18 protein-coding genes and 1 tRNA gene are annotated in these 19,625 nt (G+C 36.4%); 7 read left to right on the top strand and 12 right to left on the bottom strand.

All coding sequences use genetic code 11. The features are described 5' to 3' along the window. Window positions 1-5 precede the first annotated feature (5 nt). Complete coding sequence (locus QOR44_RS00875; RefSeq protein WP_001274148.1) at window positions 6-692, bottom strand: ABC transporter ATP-binding protein; 687 nt, start codon at window positions 690-692, stop codon at window positions 6-8. Further along, complete coding sequence (locus tag QOR44_RS00870) at window positions 692-1,780, bottom strand: ABC transporter permease (protein WP_000017569.1); 1,089 nt, start codon at window positions 1,778-1,780, stop codon at window positions 692-694. Before QOR44_RS00870 ends, QOR44_RS00875 begins: the two co-directional genes overlap by 1 nt. Before the next feature lie 181 nt (window positions 1,781-1,961). On the opposite strand from QOR44_RS00870, the gene QOR44_RS00865 reads away from it, so the two are divergent. From QOR44_RS00865 to QOR44_RS00840, 6 genes are read left to right on the top strand one after another with little or no spacing between them, the layout of a single operon-like run. Then, on the top strand, window positions 1,962-2,948 hold the full coding sequence (locus QOR44_RS00865) for a LacI family DNA-binding transcriptional regulator (protein WP_000104356.1): 987 nt from the start codon (window positions 1,962-1,964) through the stop codon (window positions 2,946-2,948). Beyond that, window positions 2,941-3,852, top strand: coding sequence for a ribokinase (gene rbsK, locus QOR44_RS00860; protein WP_000065864.1), 912 nt, complete (start codon window positions 2,941-2,943; stop codon window positions 3,850-3,852). Before QOR44_RS00865 ends, rbsK begins: the two co-directional genes overlap by 8 nt. Next, window positions 3,827-4,225 carry a D-ribose pyranase gene (gene rbsD, locus QOR44_RS00855; RefSeq protein ID WP_000750737.1) on the top strand — a complete coding sequence of 133 codons (399 nt, stop codon included), beginning with the start codon at window positions 3,827-3,829 and terminating at the stop codon, window positions 4,223-4,225. Before rbsK ends, rbsD begins: the two co-directional genes overlap by 26 nt. 15 nt (window positions 4,226-4,240) lie before the next feature. Continuing rightward, entirely contained in the window at window positions 4,241-5,719 is a 1,479-nt protein-coding gene (locus tag QOR44_RS00850; protein WP_000687223.1) for a sugar ABC transporter ATP-binding protein, read from the top strand. A 1-nt stretch (window position 5,720) separates the two neighbouring features. Further along, window positions 5,721-6,662, top strand: a complete 942-nt coding sequence (locus tag QOR44_RS00845; RefSeq protein WP_000794185.1) for an ABC transporter permease subunit — start codon at window positions 5,721-5,723, stop codon at window positions 6,660-6,662. A gap of 52 nt (window positions 6,663-6,714) precedes the next feature. After that, window positions 6,715-7,683 (top strand): substrate-binding domain-containing protein, encoded by a 969-nt coding sequence (locus tag QOR44_RS00840; protein WP_000668262.1) that lies wholly within the window; start codon window positions 6,715-6,717, stop codon window positions 7,681-7,683. Between the two features lie 39 nt (window positions 7,684-7,722). On the opposite strand, the gene gltX is transcribed toward QOR44_RS00840, so the two are convergent. The 10 genes from gltX to tig form a co-directional block, all read right to left on the bottom strand. After that, entirely contained in the window at window positions 7,723-9,177 is a 1,455-nt protein-coding gene (gene gltX, locus QOR44_RS00835) for a glutamate--tRNA ligase (RefSeq protein WP_001284497.1), read from the bottom strand. A 209-nt stretch (window positions 9,178-9,386) separates the two neighbouring features. Further along, entirely contained in the window at window positions 9,387-10,706 is a 1,320-nt protein-coding gene (locus QOR44_RS00830) for an FAD-containing oxidoreductase (protein WP_000759710.1), read from the bottom strand. A gap of 153 nt (window positions 10,707-10,859) precedes the next feature. Next, entirely contained in the window at window positions 10,860-11,357 is a 498-nt protein-coding gene (locus tag QOR44_RS00825) for a beta-class carbonic anhydrase (RefSeq protein WP_000214743.1), read from the bottom strand. 135 nt (window positions 11,358-11,492) lie between these two features. Further along, window positions 11,493-12,857, bottom strand: coding sequence for a DNA repair protein RadA (gene radA, locus QOR44_RS00820; RefSeq protein WP_001085194.1), 1,365 nt, complete (start codon window positions 12,855-12,857; stop codon window positions 11,493-11,495). Between the two features lie 161 nt (window positions 12,858-13,018). Beyond that, entirely contained in the window at window positions 13,019-13,465 is a 447-nt protein-coding gene (locus tag QOR44_RS00815) for a dUTP diphosphatase (protein ID WP_000049182.1), read from the bottom strand. Window positions 13,466-13,527: 62 nt separating this feature from the next. Then, window positions 13,528-13,613 (bottom strand) — tRNA-Leu (locus QOR44_RS00810). A gap of 46 nt (window positions 13,614-13,659) precedes the next feature. Continuing rightward, window positions 13,660-14,586, bottom strand: coding sequence for an alpha/beta hydrolase (locus QOR44_RS00805; RefSeq protein WP_000723853.1), 927 nt, complete (start codon window positions 14,584-14,586; stop codon window positions 13,660-13,662). A 108-nt stretch (window positions 14,587-14,694) separates the two neighbouring features. Further along, complete coding sequence (gene pyrG / locus QOR44_RS00800; protein WP_000170432.1) at window positions 14,695-16,299, bottom strand: CTP synthase; 1,605 nt, start codon at window positions 16,297-16,299, stop codon at window positions 14,695-14,697. Window positions 16,300-16,571: 272 nt separating this feature from the next. Next, window positions 16,572-17,147: a DNA-directed RNA polymerase subunit delta gene (gene rpoE, locus QOR44_RS00795; protein ID WP_000418426.1), complete on the bottom strand. Its 576-nt coding sequence runs from the start codon at window positions 17,145-17,147 to the stop codon at window positions 16,572-16,574. A gap of 188 nt (window positions 17,148-17,335) precedes the next feature. Then, window positions 17,336-18,619 carry a trigger factor gene (tig, locus tag QOR44_RS00790; RefSeq protein WP_000107753.1) on the bottom strand — a complete coding sequence of 428 codons (1,284 nt, stop codon included), beginning with the start codon at window positions 18,617-18,619 and terminating at the stop codon, window positions 17,336-17,338. A gap of 156 nt (window positions 18,620-18,775) precedes the next feature. Here tig and QOR44_RS00785 point away from each other — a divergent pair, with 156 nt between their 5' ends. Continuing rightward, window positions 18,776-19,618 (top strand): mechanosensitive ion channel family protein, encoded by an 843-nt coding sequence (locus QOR44_RS00785; protein WP_000631143.1) that lies wholly within the window; start codon window positions 18,776-18,778, stop codon window positions 19,616-19,618. Window positions 19,619-19,625: the final 7 nt, after the last annotated feature.

Genomic DNA, 19,625 nt, shown 5'->3' with positions numbered 1-19,625 from the left:
ACAAGTTAGAAGTTTTCTTTAACTAATTTCCCGTCCTTTAAACGATAAACGGTGTCTACTAAATCTAGAACGCGTTCATCGTGTGTCACCATAATTGCTGCAGTATTATGTGATTTAACTTCCTGGCGAATAAGTTCTGTAACTTGACGCCCACGTTCTTCATCAAGGCTAGCTGTTGGCTCATCTGCCAAGATAACCTTAGGATGATTAATAAATGCTCTAGCAATTGCTGCGCGTTGCTTTTGTCCTCCCGATAATTGGTTAGGGTATTTATGTGCACACTGCTCTATTCCTAAATCTGATAATAATTTATTAATTTCTTCCAAGCTTGTTTTCTTATCATAGTGTTTTGCAAATCGAGCCTCTTGTTGCAACTGTTCTTGGATTGTTAAATAAGGAAGCAGTTGATGACTTTGAAATATAAAACCTAGTGCTTCACGGCGCAATTGTGTTCTTTGTCTTTGAGACAAATCCGTAACGTTCTCATGATTGACATACAAACTACCTTGATCTGCGCCAAGAAGTAACCCTGCAATGGATAAAAGTGTGCTTTTACCTGAACCTGAGGGTCCCAGTATAGCTACAAACTCACCTGCAGAAACTGATAAATCTAAATTATCTAATATTGATAAAAGCTCATCTCCATCTGGGTAGTGTTTTGAGATGTGTTTTAATTCTAAGATTGCTGACATTATTCTCCTCCCCCATTAATAACTTCGACTGGGTCGATTTTAGCAACTTTTACAATTGACAAAGCACTACTAATCATTGCAATGACTAAAAATACAAATGATACTAGAATAATATTTTGCCAATTAATAACAAATGGCATTTGAGCTGGTAATACATAAGAGAGAGCAACCGCCAATCCATCTCCAACAATGATACCAAACAGTGCCAATATAATGACTTGACTCAATTGAAATAGGGCAATCTCTGACATTTTTGTCCCAATAGCTTTCATGACGCTAAATTCATGACGTTTTTGAAGTGTGATGATGTAGAAAAAGACACCTAAAATACCAGCTGAAGCTACGACAAGGACCCATAAAATCATATTCAAAGTGGATTGTTCAGCACTATAACCAGGAATATGTTGAATGACATCTTTTTTACTAACAGCTTCTAATTGAGTTGGTAAATGAGATATACTTTTATCATTTTTCATAACTAATGCCTGAGGTAAGAACTGGTATTGAGGATTAATCTTTTTATTAATTTCGGTATAAATGTCTTTATCAATAAATGCCACAGGTCCGTGACCATACATACTATTATGGACAAATCCAACGACTGTTAGTGATATAGATGATGACTTATCAATCACCTTATCACCTAACTTTATCCCTTCAGCTTTTAAACTATCATTTAAAATAATAGCTTTTTTGTAACTTGTCAGTTGTTTTCCCTCAGAAAGTGTAGGTGCCATAAAAGAATCTTTATCAATAGCAAAATAAGAAATATCAATTTTCTTTTCATGTCCTTGGCGAGTTAAACTCGAACGTTGAATATTTAAAGTGGTACCATCTTTTAAATTCAAACTGTTTAAATCTGTCTGATCTTTAGTTGTCAATACAGATGATGTAATCACTTGTTCAGCACCTTCATTCAAAATATAGGTTTGAGCTGGGTTATTTTCAATAGCAGCACTAACAGCTCTACCTAAACCGTTTGCTAAACCTGATAAAAAAACTACCATGAACATCATAACAATGATTAGCAATTCAATCAGGAGGTATTTTTTCTTATAAAAGGTTAATTCTTTCCAAGCATGTGACATGGTTTTTCTCCTTTGATCTTTTGATGTGAACATAGTATCACAGCTTTATGACTTGAATATGACCTCTAAAAATAATGATATTTTATCATTAAATTATTTAAAAAATAGCTTGACAATTTTTTAGTAAGCGATTACAATTCTAATTATGAAATCGTTCCCACAATAAAAGAAAGGAGTTTCTATGAGTACGATTAGACAAGTCGCCGAGAAAGCTGGCGTATCAACATCTACTGTCTCACGGTATATATCCCAAAATGGTTACGTTAGTCAAAAAGCAAGTCAAAAAATCGAGCAAGCTATCCGCGAACTCCATTATGTTCCAAATTTCCTTGCACAATCTCTGAAAACCAAAAAAAATCAACTTGTTGGATTACTACTTCCCGATATTTCAAACCCTTTCTTTCCAAGACTTGCTAGAGGAGTTGAAGAATTTCTAAAAGAACAGGATTATCGTGTCATGCTTGGCAACACAAATAACAAGAGCCATTTAGAAGAAGAGTACTTAAATGTGCTATTACAAAGTAATGCTGCAGGGATTATTACAACACACGATTTCACCAAAAATCATCCTGAAATAGATATTCCAGTTGTAGTTGTTGACCGCGTTAATCAAGAAACACAGTACGGCGTTTTCTCTGATAATAAAGAGGGAGGAAAATTAGCAGCTCAAGCTATTTGGACAGCAGGTGCTACCAATATATTACTCATTCGTGGTCCGCTAGATAAAGCTGATAACCTTAATCAAAGGTTTCAAGGAAGCCAAAATTACCTATTAAACAAAGGGGCTTGTTTTGCTATCGAAGATAGTGCCAGTTTTGATTTTGCAGAGATTCAAATTGAAGCGAAAACTTTACTTGACCACCATCCAGACATTGATAGCATTATCGCTCCATCTGATATACATGCTATTGCCTACCTACACGAGATTCTTAATCGAGGGAAGCGAATCCCTGAAGATGTACAAATTATTGGTTATGATGATATTTTAATGAGCCAATTTATCTACCCTTCGTTGTCAACTATTCACCAATCGTCATATATTATGGGACAAAAAGCAGCTGAATTAATTTTCAAAATTACTAATCAATTACCTATTACCAATAAGCGTATTAAATTACCCGTTCATTATATCGAACGTGAAACCCTAAGGAGGAAAATAGATGAGTAACATTGTCATTATCGGTAGTATTTCCATGGACTTAGTTATGGAAACCAATCGTATCGCCAAAGAGGGAGAAACCGTATTTGGCCAACGTTTTTCAATGGTTCCAGGAGGTAAAGGTGCTAATCAGGCTGTCGCTATTGGGCGTCTTAGCCAAGAGCGAGATAATATTACTATTCTTGGTGCCATTGGCGAGGATTCTTTTGGTCCCATTCTTTTGGATAATTTAAACAAAAATCATGTTACTACGGATTTTGTGGGAACGATACCATCTTCTTCAGGTGTTGCCCAAATCACTCTTTATAATAATGATAATCGAATCATTTACTGTCCTGGAGCCAACGGAAAAGTTGATACTAAAAAATGGTCTCAGGAGTGGTCAATAATTAAAGAAGCTGATTTAGTTGTATTACAAAATGAAATTCCTCATCAAGCAAATATGAAAATTGCTAATTTTTGTAAAGAACATAGTATTAAATTACTCTATAATCCTGCACCATCTAGAGAAACTGATATTGAGATGCTCGATAAGGTCGATTATTTCACACCAAATGAACACGAATGTCAAGAGCTGTTCCCAAACCAAAAACTAGAGGATATATTAGCCACATATCCTGAGAAACTAATCGTAACACTCGGCACAAAAGGAGCCATCTACTCTGATGGAAAAGAAAGCCATTTAATTCCTGCCTTAGAAACTAAAGCTGTTGATACAACTGGTGCAGGTGATACTTTTAACGGTGCATTCGGTTATGCTATCTCGAAAAAATTTAAGATTGCTAATGCCTTACGTTTTGCAACTCTAGCTGCTCACTTATCCGTGCAAAAATTTGGTGCACAGGGTGGCATGCCTACAATTAAAGAAATGGAGGACAACCAACATTATGAAAAAGACTGGCATATTAAATAGTCATCTCGCTAAATTAGCAGATGACCTTGGGCATACTGATCAAGTTTGTATTGGAGATCTGGGTCTACCTGTTCCAAATGGCATTCCAAAGATTGATTTGTCTTTGACCTCTGGAATACCTAGTTTCCAAGAGGTACTTGATATCTATTTAGAGAATATCTTAGTTGAAAAAGTCATTTTAGCAGAAGAAATCAAGGAAGCAAATCCGGATCAATTATCAAGGTTATTAGCTAAACTTGATAACTCTGTTAGCATAGAGTACGTCAGTCACAATCATTTAAAACAAATGACCCAAGATGTCAAAGCAGTTATTCGTACAGGTGAAAATACACCGTATTCAAATATTATTCTACAATCTGGTGTTATCATCTAGAAAGGAGTTTAGTCCATGAAAATTGACATGAGGAATATCTCCAAATCCTTCGGTACTAATAAAGTTCTAGAGAAGATTGATTTGGAATTACAATCTGGTCAAATACACGCACTTATGGGTGAAAATGGTGCGGGTAAATCAACCTTAATGAACATTCTAACAGGACTTTTTCCAGCAAGTACAGGAACTATTTATATTGATGGCGAGGAACGAACTTTTTCAAACCCTCAAGAAGCAGAGGAATTTGGTATTAGTTTTATTCACCAAGAGATGAATACTTGGCCGGAAATGACTGTCTTGGAAAATCTCTTTCTTGGACGTGAAATCAAGACAACTTTTGGCTTACTCAATCAAAAATTAATGAGACAAAAAGCACTTGAAGCTTTTAAAAGATTAGGTGTAACTATTCCCCTAGACATCCCGATTGGTAACTTGTCTGTTGGACAACAACAAATGATTGAAATCGCCAAAAGTCTCCTAAACCAACTCTCTATTTTGGTAATGGATGAACCGACTGCTGCTTTAACAGATCGTGAAACTGAAAATCTTTTCCGAGTTATCCGAAGTTTGAAACAAGAAGGAGTGGGCGTTGTCTATATCTCCCATCGAATGGAGGAAATTTTTAAAATCACTGACTTCGTAACCGTCATGAGAGATGGTGTCATTGTAGATACAAAAGAAACATCACTCACAAATTCTGACGAATTGGTTAAAAAAATGGTTGGCCGAAAATTGGAAGATTACTATCCTGAAAAACATTCTAAAATTGGGCCTGTTGCTTTTGAAGTTAGTAACCTCTGTGGAGATAATTTCGAGGACGTTTCCTTTTATGTCCGTAAAGGCGAGATTCTTGGATTTTCTGGATTAATGGGAGCTGGGCGTACTGAAGTTATGCGAACTATCTTTGGAATTGATAAAAAGAAGTCTGGTAAGGTGAAAATTGATGACCAAGAAATCACTATTACTAGCCCAAGCCAAGCTATCAAGCAGGGCATTGGTTTTTTGACCGAAAATAGAAAAGATGAAGGTCTCATCCTAGACTTCAATATCAAGGACAATATGACTCTCCCTAGCACTAAAGATTTTAGCAAACATGGTTTCTTTGATGAAAAAACAAGCACAACATTTGTGCAACAATTGATTAATCGCCTCTACATTAAATCAGGGAGACCAGATTTAGAGGTTGGAAATCTTTCTGGAGGTAACCAACAAAAGGTCGTTCTCGCTAAATGGATTGGTATTGCTCCTAAAGTCTTAATTCTTGATGAGCCAACACGTGGTGTTGATGTCGGAGCTAAACGAGAGATTTACCAATTAATGAATGAACTAGCAGACAGAGGTGTTCCAATTGTCATGGTATCATCAGACTTACCTGAAATTCTAGGTGTTAGTGACCGCATCATGGTAATGCACGAAGGTCGAATCAGTGGAGAACTCAGTCGAAAAGAAGCTGACCAAGAAAAAGTTATGCAACTAGCCACAGGAGGTAAGTAAAGTGAAAAATATGATGAAATATATATCAGAGTTAACAACCCTGATTGCGTTAGCTGGTTTAATGGTTATTATCACACTCATTAATCCTAATTTCCTCACAACCAATAATCTACTCAATTTATTATTACAAGTAACTGCAAATGGTTTTATCGCTTTCGGGATGACCTTCGTTATTTTGACTGGCGGTATTGATTTATCAGTCGGGTCCATATTAGCCCTATCTAGTGCATTAACAGCTGGATTAATCGGCCACGGAGTACCCGTTGGTATTGCTATCGTTTTATCTGTTGCCTTAGGTGGCATCTTGGGAATGCTAAACGGACTCTTCATTTCTTACGGAAAATTAGCACCATTTATCGTTACACTGGCAACAATGACTATCTTTAGAGGAGCAACGCTAGTTTATTCAAACGGCAACCCAATTACCGCTGGCTTATCCGATAGTTTTCTATTCCAATTTTTGGGACAAGGCTATATTGTTGGTATCCCATTCCCAGTCATTCTCATGTTTCTTACTTTTATTATTTTGTATATTTTGTTACATAAAACAGCCTTCGGGAAATCTGTTTACGCTTTAGGAGGTAATGAAAAAGCAGCGTATATCTCGGGTATTAAGTTAAACAAAGTTAAAATTATCATCTACACTATCTCAGGTATCATGGCTTCCATTTCTGGGTTAATTATCACATCACGCCTTAGCTCAGCACAACCAACAGCTGGAGCAAGTTATGAGATGGATGCTATTGCCGCCGTTGTCTTAGGTGGAACGTCTTTATCTGGTGGGAAAGGACGTATCATTGGAACATTGATTGGTGCTCTCATTATTGGTGTCCTGAACAATGGATTAAACATCATTGGTGTCTCTGCATTTTGGCAACAAGTTGTGAAAGGTATCGTTATTTTAATGGCTGTTTTACTTGATCGCTTTAAAGTAGCAAAATAGTCTTTACTCTAATTTCTATAAATTCATTATATTTTATCTAAAGGAGTTTCAAATGAAATTTGGAAAAAAACTTGGCTTTCTAGCCTTATCGATGTCTATTGTCCTCATTCTCGGTGCATGTGGTAAAACTGGACTTGGAAATTCTTCTGGGAATTCTACAAAAAATGTAACCAAAAAATCTGCTAAAGATTTGAAACTAGGTGTATCTATTTCAACAACTAACAATCCCTACTTTGTTGCGATGAAAGACGGTATTGACAAATATGCTAGCAATAAAAAAATAAGCATTAAGGTAGCTGATGCTCAAGATGACGCCGCACGTCAAGCAGATGATGTCCAAAACTTTATTAGTCAAAACGTAGATGCTATTTTGATTAATCCCGTTGACTCAAAAGCTATTGTAACAGCTATTAAGTCTGCAAACAACGCTAATATTCCTGTTATTCTAATGGACCGTGGTAGTGAGGGAGGCAAAGTATTAACTACTGTCGCTTCAGATAACGTTGCTGCTGGTAAGATGGCTGCGGATTATGCTGTTAAAAAACTAGGCAAAAAAGCAAAAGCCTTTGAATTATCTGGAGTACCAGGTGCCTCTGCTACTGTAGACCGTGGTAAAGGATTTCATTCAGTTGCAAAATCTAAACTTGACATTCTTTCAAGCCAATCTGCCAATTTTGACCGCGCCAAAGCTTTGAATACTACACAAAATATGATTCAAGGACATAAAGATGTCCAAATTATTTTCGCACAAAATGATGAAATGGCACTTGGGACTGCACAGGCTGTCAAATCTGCTGGCTTGCAAAATGTTCTTATCATAGGAATTGATGGTCAGCCAGATGCCCATGATGCCATTAAAAAAGGTGATATTTCAGCCACTATTGCACAACAACCAGCTAAGATGGGAGAAATAGCAATTCAAGCAGCAATTGATCATTATAAAGGCAAAAAAGTAGAGAAAGAAACAATTTCTCCAATTTACCTTGTTACCAAAGACAATGTTGAAAAATACAATTGGTAAAAGTACACAAAAAGTCGTGAAAATTCACGACTTTTTATATTATAATTTTGCTAACATATTATCGATATGTTGAACTGATTTTTCTTTACCTAATAAATAAATAGTATCTGGTAACTCTGGTCCATGCATTTCACCAGAAACCGCAATACGAATAGGCATAAATAGGTTCTTACCTTTGATGCCTGTTTCTTTTTGAACAGCCTTAATTTGAGGGAAAATAGTATCTCTAGTGAATTCTTCGTCAGAAAGCGATACTAACTTTTCCTTAAAAGCAGATAAGACTGTTGGGACTGTTTCTGCTGCCATTACTTCTTTTTCGGCTTCTGTTAATTCTGGAAAATCTGCAAAGAAAAGGTCTGTTAATGGTACAATCTCATCAGCTGATTTTAATTGAGGTTTATAAAGCTCAACTAATTTTTCAGCTTTGTCTGTAAGTCGACCAGCTTCTTCTAAGAATGGTTTGCAAAGTGCAAAAACACTCTCAAAATCAGCATTTTTTAGGTAATCATTACTCATCCAATCCATCTTCTTCTGATCGAATGCTGCTGGTGATTTGCTAAGACGATTTTCATCAAATAGATTAATTAATTGCTCGCGTGAGAAGATTTCTTCTTCTCCACCAGGATTCCAACCAAGAAGGGCAATGAAATTAAAGACAGCTTCCGACATATAACCTTTTTTACGATAGTCTTCGATAAATTGAAGAGTATTGGTGTCGCGTTTTGATAATTTCTTACCAGTCTCTGAGTTTATAATCAATGTCATGTGACCAAATTGTGGCGCTTCCCAACCGAGTGCTTCATAAATCATTAATTGTTTTGGCGTATTTGCAATATGGTCATCGCCACGAATAACATGCGAAATTTGCATATCATGATCATCAATGACTACTGCGAAATTGTAAGTTGGATAACCATCTTTCTTCTGAATAACCCAGTCTCCGCCGATATTAGAGCCTTCAAACTCAATGTCACCTTTTACCATATCAGTCCACTTATAAATTCCAGATTCATTAACAGCAAGGCGTACTGTCGGAATGATGCCTGCTGCTTCACGCTCTGCAATGTAAGCTTCTTTTTCAGTTTCTGACATTCCGATAAATTCGTTGATATAGCGAGGTGTTTCGCCTGCCAATTCTTGGCGTTCACGCTCTGCTGCTAATTCTTCCTCAGTCACATAGGACTTGTAGGCTTTACCTTCTGCTAACAACTGATCAATATAACGTTGGTAAAGCTCAAGGCGTTCTGATTGACGATAATTTTCATGTGTTTCAGGGCTTTCATCCCAGTCCATACCTAGCCAACGTAAGTTCTCCAATTGAGAGCGTTCACCATCTTCGACGTGACGTTTTCGGTCAGTATCTTCAATACGAATAACAAAATCCCCACCATGATGGCGAGCATAAAGGTAGTTAAAGAGCGCAGTACGCGCATTTCCGATGTGTAACAATCCTGTTGGACTTGGTGCATAACGCACACGAATCTTATTAGCCAAAATTCTACTCCTATATTTTCTGATAGTAAACTTTTTCAGTTTAACTGAATTAGTCAAGGGGGCAAAACATCATTCAAACTCTTACAGATGATTGCCAATCAACCCTATTATACCACTAAATCACTAAAAATGATAATCAGTAATAATAGCCACACTAATTTTCGATAAAAAAAAGTAAAGCAAAATTGCCTTACTTTTTAAAAATATTCTTAAAAGTTAAACAAATCATTAAAATTCTCTACCATTGTTGGGTGAGTGAAAATTTGTTTTTGGAAATAAGTATATGGGATTTTATTATCCATTGCCATTGTGATGATATTAATTAATTCATGAGATTCTGCACCAAATAAGCGAGCTCCCAAAATAAGATTTGTCTCAGTATCTACCACAACTTTAAAAATACCTCTAAGGTCATTATTGACATGTGCACGTGGCATGGCAGAAACAAGAAGGCTATTAGATTTAACTTGATATCCTTTTTCCTTAGCGGTCTTTTCATCTAGACCTACCGTTGCTAAAGGAGGATTTGTAAAGGTTGAAGTCGGTACTGCTCCTCGATTTTTTAGAGAATAATCCTTATCACCATTCAAATAATTTAAGACAATACGTGAGTCATCTAAAGAAATATATGTGAATTGAGGGCCGCCATTAACATCACCAACTGCAAAAATATTCTCAACAGAAGTTTGGCAATATTCATCAACAGCAATAGCTCCACGTTCTGTCAATTTAATATCTGTATTTTCAAGTGCTAAACCTTCTGTGTTTGGCTTACGTCCTGTTGCATATAATACTGCATCAAATCTTAATTTTTCATCCTCAAAGCTAATAACAACGTTTTCATCTTCATTTTGCACAGATTTGATATCGGCTGATAATTTAAAAGATATCCCCATCTCTTCTAAATAATCTTGAGCCATCTCTGATAATTCCTCTTCCTCACGCGCAAAGATACGAGATTGACTATCAATAACTGTCACTTTGCTCCCTAATTCGGAATATAAAGTCGCAAATTCAAGCCCAATATTACCGCCTCCAATGATACCTAACCGTTTAGGAAGATGAGCCAATTCTTGGATTGCCGTTGAATCATAAACATGTTGAGAATCAGCTAATCCTGGGATTGGTAATTGTACTGACTTAGCACCAGTATTGATAATAATAACATCAGCTGTAAGTTCTTGTTTGTCAGCTCCTCCTGTTAATTCGACCACTTTATTTGATATAAAGCGAGCTTTAGCATTATAAACATCCACAGTGTCTTTATTATCCAACATAGCAAAATTTTTAGCACGTAAACGACTTGTAACTTCATTTCTAGTAGTCATAGCTTCTTGAAAATCGTGATTTTTGCTAGCTGATACTAAAAGCGTTTTTGTCGGAATACATCCAATGTTGATACATGTTCCCCCATACATTTTATCGTCTTCTTCGACCATTGCAACGCTTTTACCTTGTGTTGCTAATTTTGCTGCTAATGTTTTACCTGCTTTACCAAAACCAAGAACAATGACATCATATTTTTTCATTTTAAATTTCCTCCGCTTTTATAATATAGTTTCAGTATAGCAAAAGATGTTTCCTCTGTCTGAATTCCAGCATAAGGCATGATAAGCCTAACTGTTGCCTTTAAATCTAGTTTTCTAACATAAAAAAACCCATCGCTAAGGACAGGATTTTTTCTATTTAACTTCCACCATACGACCAGTATCTACATCATAAATAGCACCAGAAATAACAACATCATTTGGGATTAATGGAGAAGCATGTAATTTTGCCACATCTTCACGAACGCTTTCTTCAATATCATTAAAAGGAAGAAAATCATGTCCATGCATATCAACACCCAAATCTCTCTGTAATTGAGCAGCAAAAGCTTCGTTAGTAAACGTCTGTGCTCCACAATCTGTATGGTGTAGAACAACGATTTCTCGTGTTCCTAATTGTTGTTGCGAAATAACTAAAGAACGTAGAACATCATCTGTAACTCGTCCACCAGCATTACGTAAAATATGAGCATCTCCTAAAGCTAGCCCTAGAGCTTGAGCAACGTGTAAACGAGAATCCATACAGGTTACAATAGCAACCTTTGTCTTTGGCTTGATAGGTAGATGAGCTGTTCCATGTAAGTCAGCATAGGCTTGATTGGTTTTTAAAAAGTTATCAAAATAAGTGGTCATAGAGATCTCCTTTGTTAGTGTAACATCATTCGATATTTACTAAATACCAACCCTTTTATATTATCATTTTGCCCATTATTTTTCACGAAATGTCTCTCGCCACCAAAAAAGATTCGGCTGAACCGAATCTAATCATTATGTTGAAAACACTGCTTTTAAGACCTGACTAACAGTTGTCACACCAATAATATCAATGCCTTTAGGTATTTCAATCCCAGCTAGAGAATTCTTTGGTGCGTAAATTTTAGTAAAGCCCAATTTACTAGCCTCATTAATACGTTGCTCAATACGTGTCACGCGACGAATCTCACCAGTGAGTCCAATTTCTCCAATAAATGATTCTTGTGGATTTGTGGGTTTTTCTTTGTAACTGGAAGCAATAGCTACAGCAACAGCTAAATCAATTGCTGGTTCATCCAATTTAACACCACCCGCTGATTTTAAATAGGCATCTTGATTTTGAAGCAATAAACCACAACGTTTTTCTAGAACTGCCATAATAAGGCTGACACGATTAAAATCAAGACCTGTGGTTGTGCGCTTAGCATTTCCAAAAACAGTTGGAGTCACTAAAGCTTGAACCTCTGCTAAAATAGGCCTTGTTCCTTCCATAGTAACAACAATAGCAGATCCTGTTGCACCGTCTAAACGTTCTTCAAGAAAAACTTGACTTGGATTCAAAACTTCAACTAGACCACCAGACTGCATTTCAAAGATACCTATTTCATTGGTCGAACCAAAACGGTTTTTGACTGCCCGTAAAATACGGAACGTGTGATGACGCTCCCCTTCAAAATAAAGAACCGTATCCACCATATGTTCTAGCATTCGAGGGCCTGCTAATGTTCCCTCCTTAGTCACATGACCTACAATAAAAGTAGCAATATTATTAGTTTTAGCTAACTGCATCAACTCAGCGGTCACTTCGCGAACTTGGCTAACAGAGCCTTGGACACTTGATACTTCGGGACTCATAATAGTTTGTATAGAATCAATAATAAGAAAATCTGGTTTAATCTTCTCAATCTCCGACCGAATACTTTGCATATTAGTCTCGGCATAAAGGTAAAATTCATTATCGATATCGCCTAGACGCTCACTTCGTAACTTAATCTGTTCTGCAGATTCCTCACCTGAGACATATAATACTGTACCTTTATTAGCTAGCTGAGTTGATACTTGTAGTAATAAAGTAGATTTACCTATCCCAGGATCTCCTCCAATCAGAACCAAACTTCCTGGTACAACACCACCTCCTAGAACACGGTTAAATTCATCCATATCAGTCTTAGTTCTAGAATAGTTAATTGAGGAAACATCTTTTAACTTCGTCGGTCGGGACTTTTCACCGTTCAAACTAACTCGTGCATTTTTAACTTCTTGAACTTCAACCTCTTCTACAAATGAAGACCAGGCTGAGCAATTTGGACAACGTCCCAAATACTTAGGTGATTGGTAACCACACTCTTGACAGGTGAAGACTGATTTTTTCTTAGCCACTCAGGCCTCCTTTATAACTTCTAAATTAATATGATAGCTTGGTACCAAATAACTAGTACACTCATTATATCACACCAAGTTAGAGAAAATATAAGTTTACTCTCATCAAAAAAGGCTAAGAAGTAAGTCTAGCCTTTTCTAACATTATTCGTAAAATAATTTTATTTTCCAGTACTACCAAAACCACCTGTACGCATTCCTGTAGCCTGATCGTCATCTGCCAATAAGAATGGGGCAAAAACAGCCTGAACAATCCGTTCCCCTTCTTCTAAAATAACAGCCTGATCAGTAATATTTTGCATCTGTGCAAAAATATGTCCTTCATTGACTTGGTTATTATAGTAGTCACCATCAATAACACCAACTGAATTTATTAGGACAATCCCTTTTTTACGTGGATTCGATGAACGATCATAAAGGTACAGGACCTCCCCTGGTTGCATGTGTGCTTTAATACCGGTCGGGACCAATGTAATTTCACCAGGTTCAATAACCGTTTTTTTAGCTACTTTTAAATCATAGCCAGCTGCGTGAGCTGTTTCTCGTTTTGGTAATAACTCTTTATTGCTAAATTGGCTAACTAATTCAAAGCCACGTACTTTTGACATGTGATACTCCATCTTTATCTTAAATATGCAAAAAGTCGAGTTCCAAATGAACTCGACTAGTCTGCGGAGAGAGGGACTTGAACCCTCACGACCAAAAGCGGTCACAAGATCCTTAGTCTTGCGCGTCTGCCAATTCCGCCATCCCCGCTTAACAACATAATAAATTATATCAACTTATCATATTGTTGTCAATATTATTTTTCATATTTTTTCAAAAAACTAGAGATACGTTTCTCATATTTTTCTGGCTCTGTTTCAAAAGATTTCGCATGTTTTGCCCCTTTTACAATATAAAGCTCTTTCTTACCTGCTGTAGCTTTATAGTTGTCATAAACCATACTTGTTGGAACAAAATTATCCTTATCACCATGAATAAAGAGGGCTGGTAAATTATTCTTTTTCAATTGTTCGACACTACTTGCTTGTCCATACGAAAAACCTGCTCTGATTTTAGAAATTGTTGAAACTTCATATAAGAGTGGGAAGGCTGGTAAACCATACATCTCTTTAGCCTGAAATTTTAATTCATCCCAAACACTAGAATAACCGCAATCTTCAATGATATTAACAACCTGACTAGGTAATTTTTCACCACTAGCCATCATGACTGTTGCTCCACCCATTGAAACACCAAATAAAGTAATTTGGCTTGATGGATTCTTATCAACTATCATTTCTGTCCATTTGATAATGTTCTCGCGGTCGTTCCAGCCATAGCCTATCAACTGCCCATGACTTTCACCATGTGCAATATTGTCAGGCATAAGAACATTGTATCCTAACTTATGAAACAGCCAACCATATGCCTTCATATTCTCTTTGCTATTCGCAAAACCATGAACGACAACAGCTGTCTTATGAGTTTTCTTAGCAGCAGGAACATACCAAGCAACTTGCTTTATATTTTGGTTTGTCATTTCTATTTTTTGCTTTAATAGCTTATCAAAGGATTTATCATAAGCATATAAAGAGTTTCCAGGCTTACGTTGACCATTTGAAATAAAGGATTTATCATCTCGAACTTGGGCAACGTGGAAAAAATAAAAACTAGCTGCTACACTAATTAAAAACAAAATAACAACAATCATTTTAATAAACTTTGATAATCGAATCTTTTTCATGCAACCTATTATACCTTATTTTTAGAAAAAGAAAAGAGCTAATGATACTTTGATAGTGAAACTATCTAAAAAAATAAAATCGCCTCCTAATACTGGGAGGCGATAAAGTTATTTCATATTTTCAACTGCTGCTGTTACAAAAGCTGTGTAAAGCTCTTCAGCATGGTTAGGACGTGATTGTAATTCTGGATGGTATTGTGCTGCAACAAAGAATTTTTTCTCTGGTAACTCAACAACTTCCATCAAACGATTATCCGGTGATACCCCTGAAAAGACAAATCCAGCAGCCTCAAATTGCTCACGGAATTTTGTATTAAATTCATAACGGTGACGGTGACGACGTTGGACAACTTCTTGATTATTATAAGCTGCCGCAGCTCTTGAACCTGCTTTCAATTTACATGGATATAGACCAAGGCGAAGAGTACCACCCATATCTTCAATATCGATTTGATCACGCATAATATCAATGATTGGGAACGGTGTTTTAGGGTCAAGCTCTGCTGAATTAGCTCCATGAAGTTTTAAAACATTACGCGCAAATTCGACACAAGTTAGCTGCATTCCGAGACAAACACCAAGCATTGGAACATCATTTTCACGTGCATAGCGAATTGCTTCAATTTTACCCTCACTACCTCTTTGGCCAAATCCACCAGGAACGATAATACCATCTGCATCTCCGACAAGTTCTTTAATATTATCTTCTGTCACTTCAGCAGCATTTACCCATTTTAGGTCAATAGCAACATCGTTGACGTACCCTGAGTGCTTAAGGGCTTCCACAACTGAAAGGTAGGCATCAGGTAATTCAACATATTTACCAACCAATGCAATTTTAACTTTTTTCTCAAGGTTCATTACTTTATCAACCATTGCTGACCATTCTGTCATATCAGCAGCAGGTGTCTCAAGCTTCAAGTGATCACAAACAATTTGATCCATATTTTGAGCTTGCATGTTAAGTGGAATTTGATAAATATGGTCAACATCAAGGGACTCTATAACAGCCTCTGGTGCAACATCACAAAATTGTGCCAATTTATTCTTAATACTTTGACCTGCTGGTTGCTCTGTACGGATAACAAGCATATTAGGTTGGATACCTAAGCCACGTAACTCTTTAACAGAATGTTGAGTCGGTTTTGTTTTCATTTCGCCGGCAGCCTTTAGGTATGGTAATAACGTTGTATGAATGTACATAACATTATCAGAACCAACATCTGCCTTCATTTGACGAAGTGCTTCTAAAAACGGAAGGCTCTCAATATCTCCAACAGTACCGCCAACTTCAGTAATAATAACATCTGAATCTGTAGTTGTCGCAGCACGTTTGATTTTTTCTTTCAAAGCATCCGTAACGTGTGGGATAACTTGAACAGTTGCACCAAGATATTCTCCACGGCGTTCTTTTTTAAGAACTTCACTATAAATCTTACCCGTTGTAACATTTGAATACTTGTTTAAGTTAATATCAATAAAACGCTCGTAGTGTCCAAGGTCAAGGTCAGTTTCTGCACCATCATCTGTAACATAAACTTCTCCATGTTGATAAGGGCTCATTGTCCCTGGGTCAATATTAATATATGGATCAAATTTTTGAATTGTCACCTTTAGCCCACGGTTTTTTAGTAAGCGCCCAAGACTTGCTGCAACAATCCCCTTACCAATAGAAGAGACCACACCACCTGTAACAAAAATATACTTTGTCATTAAAAACTCCTTAAATTAAATGTTAATCTAACAGTTAGTTTACGGGTAAAACCCAAAACACATGATTGATAAATAATACCAGCTTCTCTAGTCAAAACTAGTAGAAACTATCTGATCAAGGGCCTACTCAGAAAACTATCTGGAACCATTCTGTATCTTTCCCAAAAACAAAATAGCCCCCTATCACTAGGGAGCTTTATCTGACCTCATAAGAGGTGCCCGAATAATAGTTTAAACTATATCTGACTATTTGTCAAATACAAAATCCCCGTCTAAACCTCTTCTTCCTCTTCTTCCTCTTCATCGTCTTCTTCGTTGATTTCTACATCCTCATCTAAATCTTCATCAGGAATGATTTCATTAATCTCAGAATCATACGATTCTACCTCTGATTTTTCATCGTCAGGGTTTTCTTCATCATATTCTAAACTTGGTGTTTCTTCTGTGAAATCTTCATCTTCTGGATCATCATCATTGTAATCAATAGCATCTTCATCACCATCCATGAAAGCATTGACACGTTTCTTCTTACGTTTTGGAGCGCCATCTTCATCTTCTTCAAGAGTGATGATTTCCTCGTCAATTTCATCGATAGCATACCATGAACGAAGCCCCCATTTGTTTTCGCCAAGTGGAATAAAACTTCCGTCTGTATTCAAATCTGAATAGAAAAATGGCAATGACTCACGGATTGCTGAGTCAGATTTTCCAAGGTAGGTTTGAATATCATTTACCAAATCGCTGAAGTACATTTCGTTATCACGACCACGTTGCTCTAAAATAGCGCGAGCAACTTCAATCATCGAAAGTTCACTTTTTTCTTGCCCAGCAAATACTTCTAATTCCAAAGTTATTCTCCTTAATTGTGTAAGACTATCATTTTGTTTAGCAATATTCTTTATAGATAGAAAATAGATAAGTCATATTTTCAAATTTTCGCTATTTACTATTTTACGCTATTTTTAGCTATTCGTCAAAAGAATAATCACAAATAAAAAGACTGGGAAGCCCAATCTTTTCAAAATTTAATAAGCAATTATTTTACAGTAGCTGAGCTAGTGATAACGTCAACCGCTTTTTTCATTGCAATATCATGTTTAAGCATATCTGCTGAAAGTAGACCGCGTACTTGGTCAGCTTCCATATTGTATTCTGAAGCAAGATCTGTGATTTCTTTTTCGATTTCTTCATCTGTTGCTTCAAAGCCTTCTGCAGCTGCAATTGCTTCAATAACAAGGTTAGTTTTAACGCGTTTGTCAGCATCTGCTTGGTATTGCTTATGAAGGTCTTCTTCAGTTGTACCTGTTAATTGGAAGTACATTTCTGGTGAAATTCCTTGACGTTGCATATTACCCATGAACTCATTCATAGCACGATGTACTTCATCATGGACCATCTCTTCTGGTAATTCAACAATTTCTGCATTGGCAACAGCTAATTCGATTGCTGCACCTTCAACTGCATCATCAAATGCAATTTCTTTTGCTGATTCTAGCTCTTTGCGATACTTTGCTTTCAACTCATCAAGTGTTTCAACTTCTTCATCAATATCTTTTGCAAGTTCATCATCAAGTGCTGGAACTTCTTTAGTTTTTACTTCATGAATTGTTGTAACAAATTTAGCATCTTTACCAGCAAGATCTTCTGCTTGATAATCTTCTGGGAATGTTACATTAACGTCTACAGTTTGACCAGCTTTAGAACCTACTAATTGTTCTTCAAATCCTGGGATAAATTGACCTGAACCAAGTTCAAGTGAGAAGTTATCTCCTTTACCACCATCAAATTCAACACCATCAACTGAACCTACAAAGTCAATAACAACTGTATCACCTTGTGCTGCTTCACCATCTTTAACAGTCAATTCTGCAAGGTTGTTACGCTCACGTTCAACTTTAGCATCAACTTCTTCATCTGAAACTTCTTTTGAAGCATCAACTTCTACTGAAAGGTCTTTGTAATCCCCAAGTTTAACTTCTGGTTTTGTAACAACTTCAGCTGTCAACTTCCAATCTTGACCTTTTTCCATTGATACAACATCAATTTTTGGTTGAGCAACAACGTCTAAACCAAGTTCTGCAACAGCTGCTTCGTAAGCCTTTGGCAACACTAAATTCAATGCATTTTCGTAGAGTGCTTCTTCACCAAATTTTTGGTTGAAAACTGTACGAGGCATATGTCCTTTACGGAATCCTGGAACGTTCAAATCTTTTTTTACTTTGTTGAATGCTTGATCAAGAGCTGGCTTGATCTCATCTTGACTAATTGTAAATGTGATAATACCACGGTTTGTAGCTTTATTTTCAAATGATGTAGACATTAAGTCATTTCTCCTTAAAATTATTTAGATACAGTTTAGTTTACCATAATTTAAAACGTTTTACAAAGTTTTTATGCAAAAAAGAAGCTTTAAACTGCTTAACGATAAGCTTTTAAAATACTTGCTCTATGGCTTTTTTTTTACTAGACTATTACTATGATTACTTTAGAAAAATTTATAGACCATCTTAATGTAGAGGAAGTTTTATTTACTTTCTTCACCAAACTAATATCAATCTTATTATTGATCATTGCATTCGTTATCGTTAGGCAAGTCATCAATTATCTTTTCGAAAAGACTGTTAATCGCTCACTCGCCTTTTCTAGACAAAAAGTAGCTCGTCAAAAAACATTAGCTAAACTTTCTCACAATGTTTTAAACTATACCCTTTATTTCTTTCTATTCTATTGGATTTTAAGTATATTGGGCGTTCCAATTTCTAGTTTATTAGCTGGGGCTGGTATTGCTGGGGTTGCTATTGGACTTGGTGCTCAAGGCTTCTTATCAGATGTTGTCAATGGCTTTTTTATTCTGCTAGAAAACCAATTTGATGTTGGTGATATTATTAATGTTGGTGCTGTATCAGGCACTGTTACTAATGTTGGGATACGCACCACACAAATTCATGATTTCGATGGAACCTTACACTTCATTCCTAATCGTAATATTACAATTGTCAGCAATAAGTCTCGTAGCAATATGCGTGCTCAAATTGATATTCCTTTATTTGTTCATACAAACCTTGATCAGATTTCTGATATTGTAACAAAAATCAATGAAGAGTATGTTTCAAAACACCCTGCTATCGTTGGAGAGCCTACTGTTTTTGGTCCTACAACCAATGCTAATGGTCAATTTGTTTATCGTATTAATATCTTCACGCAAAACGGTGCTCAGTTTGACATCTATGCTGAATTTTACAAACTTTATCAAAAAGCTATTCTTGAAGAAGGTATTGACTTACCAACGTACAATTTCTCCAATAACCACTCTCGTTGAGATAAAT

It is taken from the genome of Streptococcus agalactiae (assembly GCF_949788565.1).
GTDB lineage: Bacteria > Bacillota > Bacilli > Lactobacillales > Streptococcaceae > Streptococcus > Streptococcus agalactiae.
Note: the sequence above shows the minus strand (reverse complement) of the source record. Positions and strands in the feature narration are given on the sequence as shown.

Bases quoted from the DNA above. Each gene is read 5' to 3' on its own strand.
- QOR44_RS00805 (WP_000723853.1), bottom strand. From the start codon at position 14,586: ATGAAAAAGATTCGATTATCAAAGTTTATTAAAATGATTGTTGTTATT.
- QOR44_RS00850 (WP_000687223.1), top strand. From the start codon at position 4,241: ATGAAAATTGACATGAGGAATATCTCCAAATCCTTCGGTACTAATAAA.
- QOR44_RS00865 (WP_000104356.1), top strand. From the start codon at position 1,962: ATGAGTACGATTAGACAAGTCGCCGAGAAAGCTGGCGTATCAACATCT.
- QOR44_RS00785 (WP_000631143.1), top strand. From the start codon at position 18,776: ATGATTACTTTAGAAAAATTTATAGACCATCTTAATGTAGAGGAAGTT.
- pyrG (WP_000170432.1), bottom strand. From the start codon at position 16,299: ATGACAAAGTATATTTTTGTTACAGGTGGTGTGGTCTCTTCTATTGGT.
- QOR44_RS00875 (WP_001274148.1), bottom strand. From the start codon at position 692: ATGTCAGCAATCTTAGAATTAAAACACATCTCAAAACACTACCCAGAT.
- rbsK (WP_000065864.1), top strand. From the start codon at position 2,941: ATGAGTAACATTGTCATTATCGGTAGTATTTCCATGGACTTAGTTATG.
- QOR44_RS00825 (WP_000214743.1), bottom strand. From the start codon at position 11,357: ATGACCACTTATTTTGATAACTTTTTAAAAACCAATCAAGCCTATGCT.
- QOR44_RS00840 (WP_000668262.1), top strand. From the start codon at position 6,715: ATGAAATTTGGAAAAAAACTTGGCTTTCTAGCCTTATCGATGTCTATT.
- QOR44_RS00815 (WP_000049182.1), bottom strand. From the start codon at position 13,465: ATGTCAAAAGTACGTGGCTTTGAATTAGTTAGCCAATTTAGCAATAAA.
- QOR44_RS00830 (WP_000759710.1), bottom strand. From the start codon at position 10,706: ATGAAAAAATATGATGTCATTGTTCTTGGTTTTGGTAAAGCAGGTAAA.
- tig (WP_000107753.1), bottom strand. From the start codon at position 18,619: ATGTCTACATCATTTGAAAATAAAGCTACAAACCGTGGTATTATCACA.
- QOR44_RS00870 (WP_000017569.1), bottom strand. From the start codon at position 1,780: ATGTCACATGCTTGGAAAGAATTAACCTTTTATAAGAAAAAATACCTC.
- rbsD (WP_000750737.1), top strand. From the start codon at position 3,827: ATGAAAAAGACTGGCATATTAAATAGTCATCTCGCTAAATTAGCAGAT.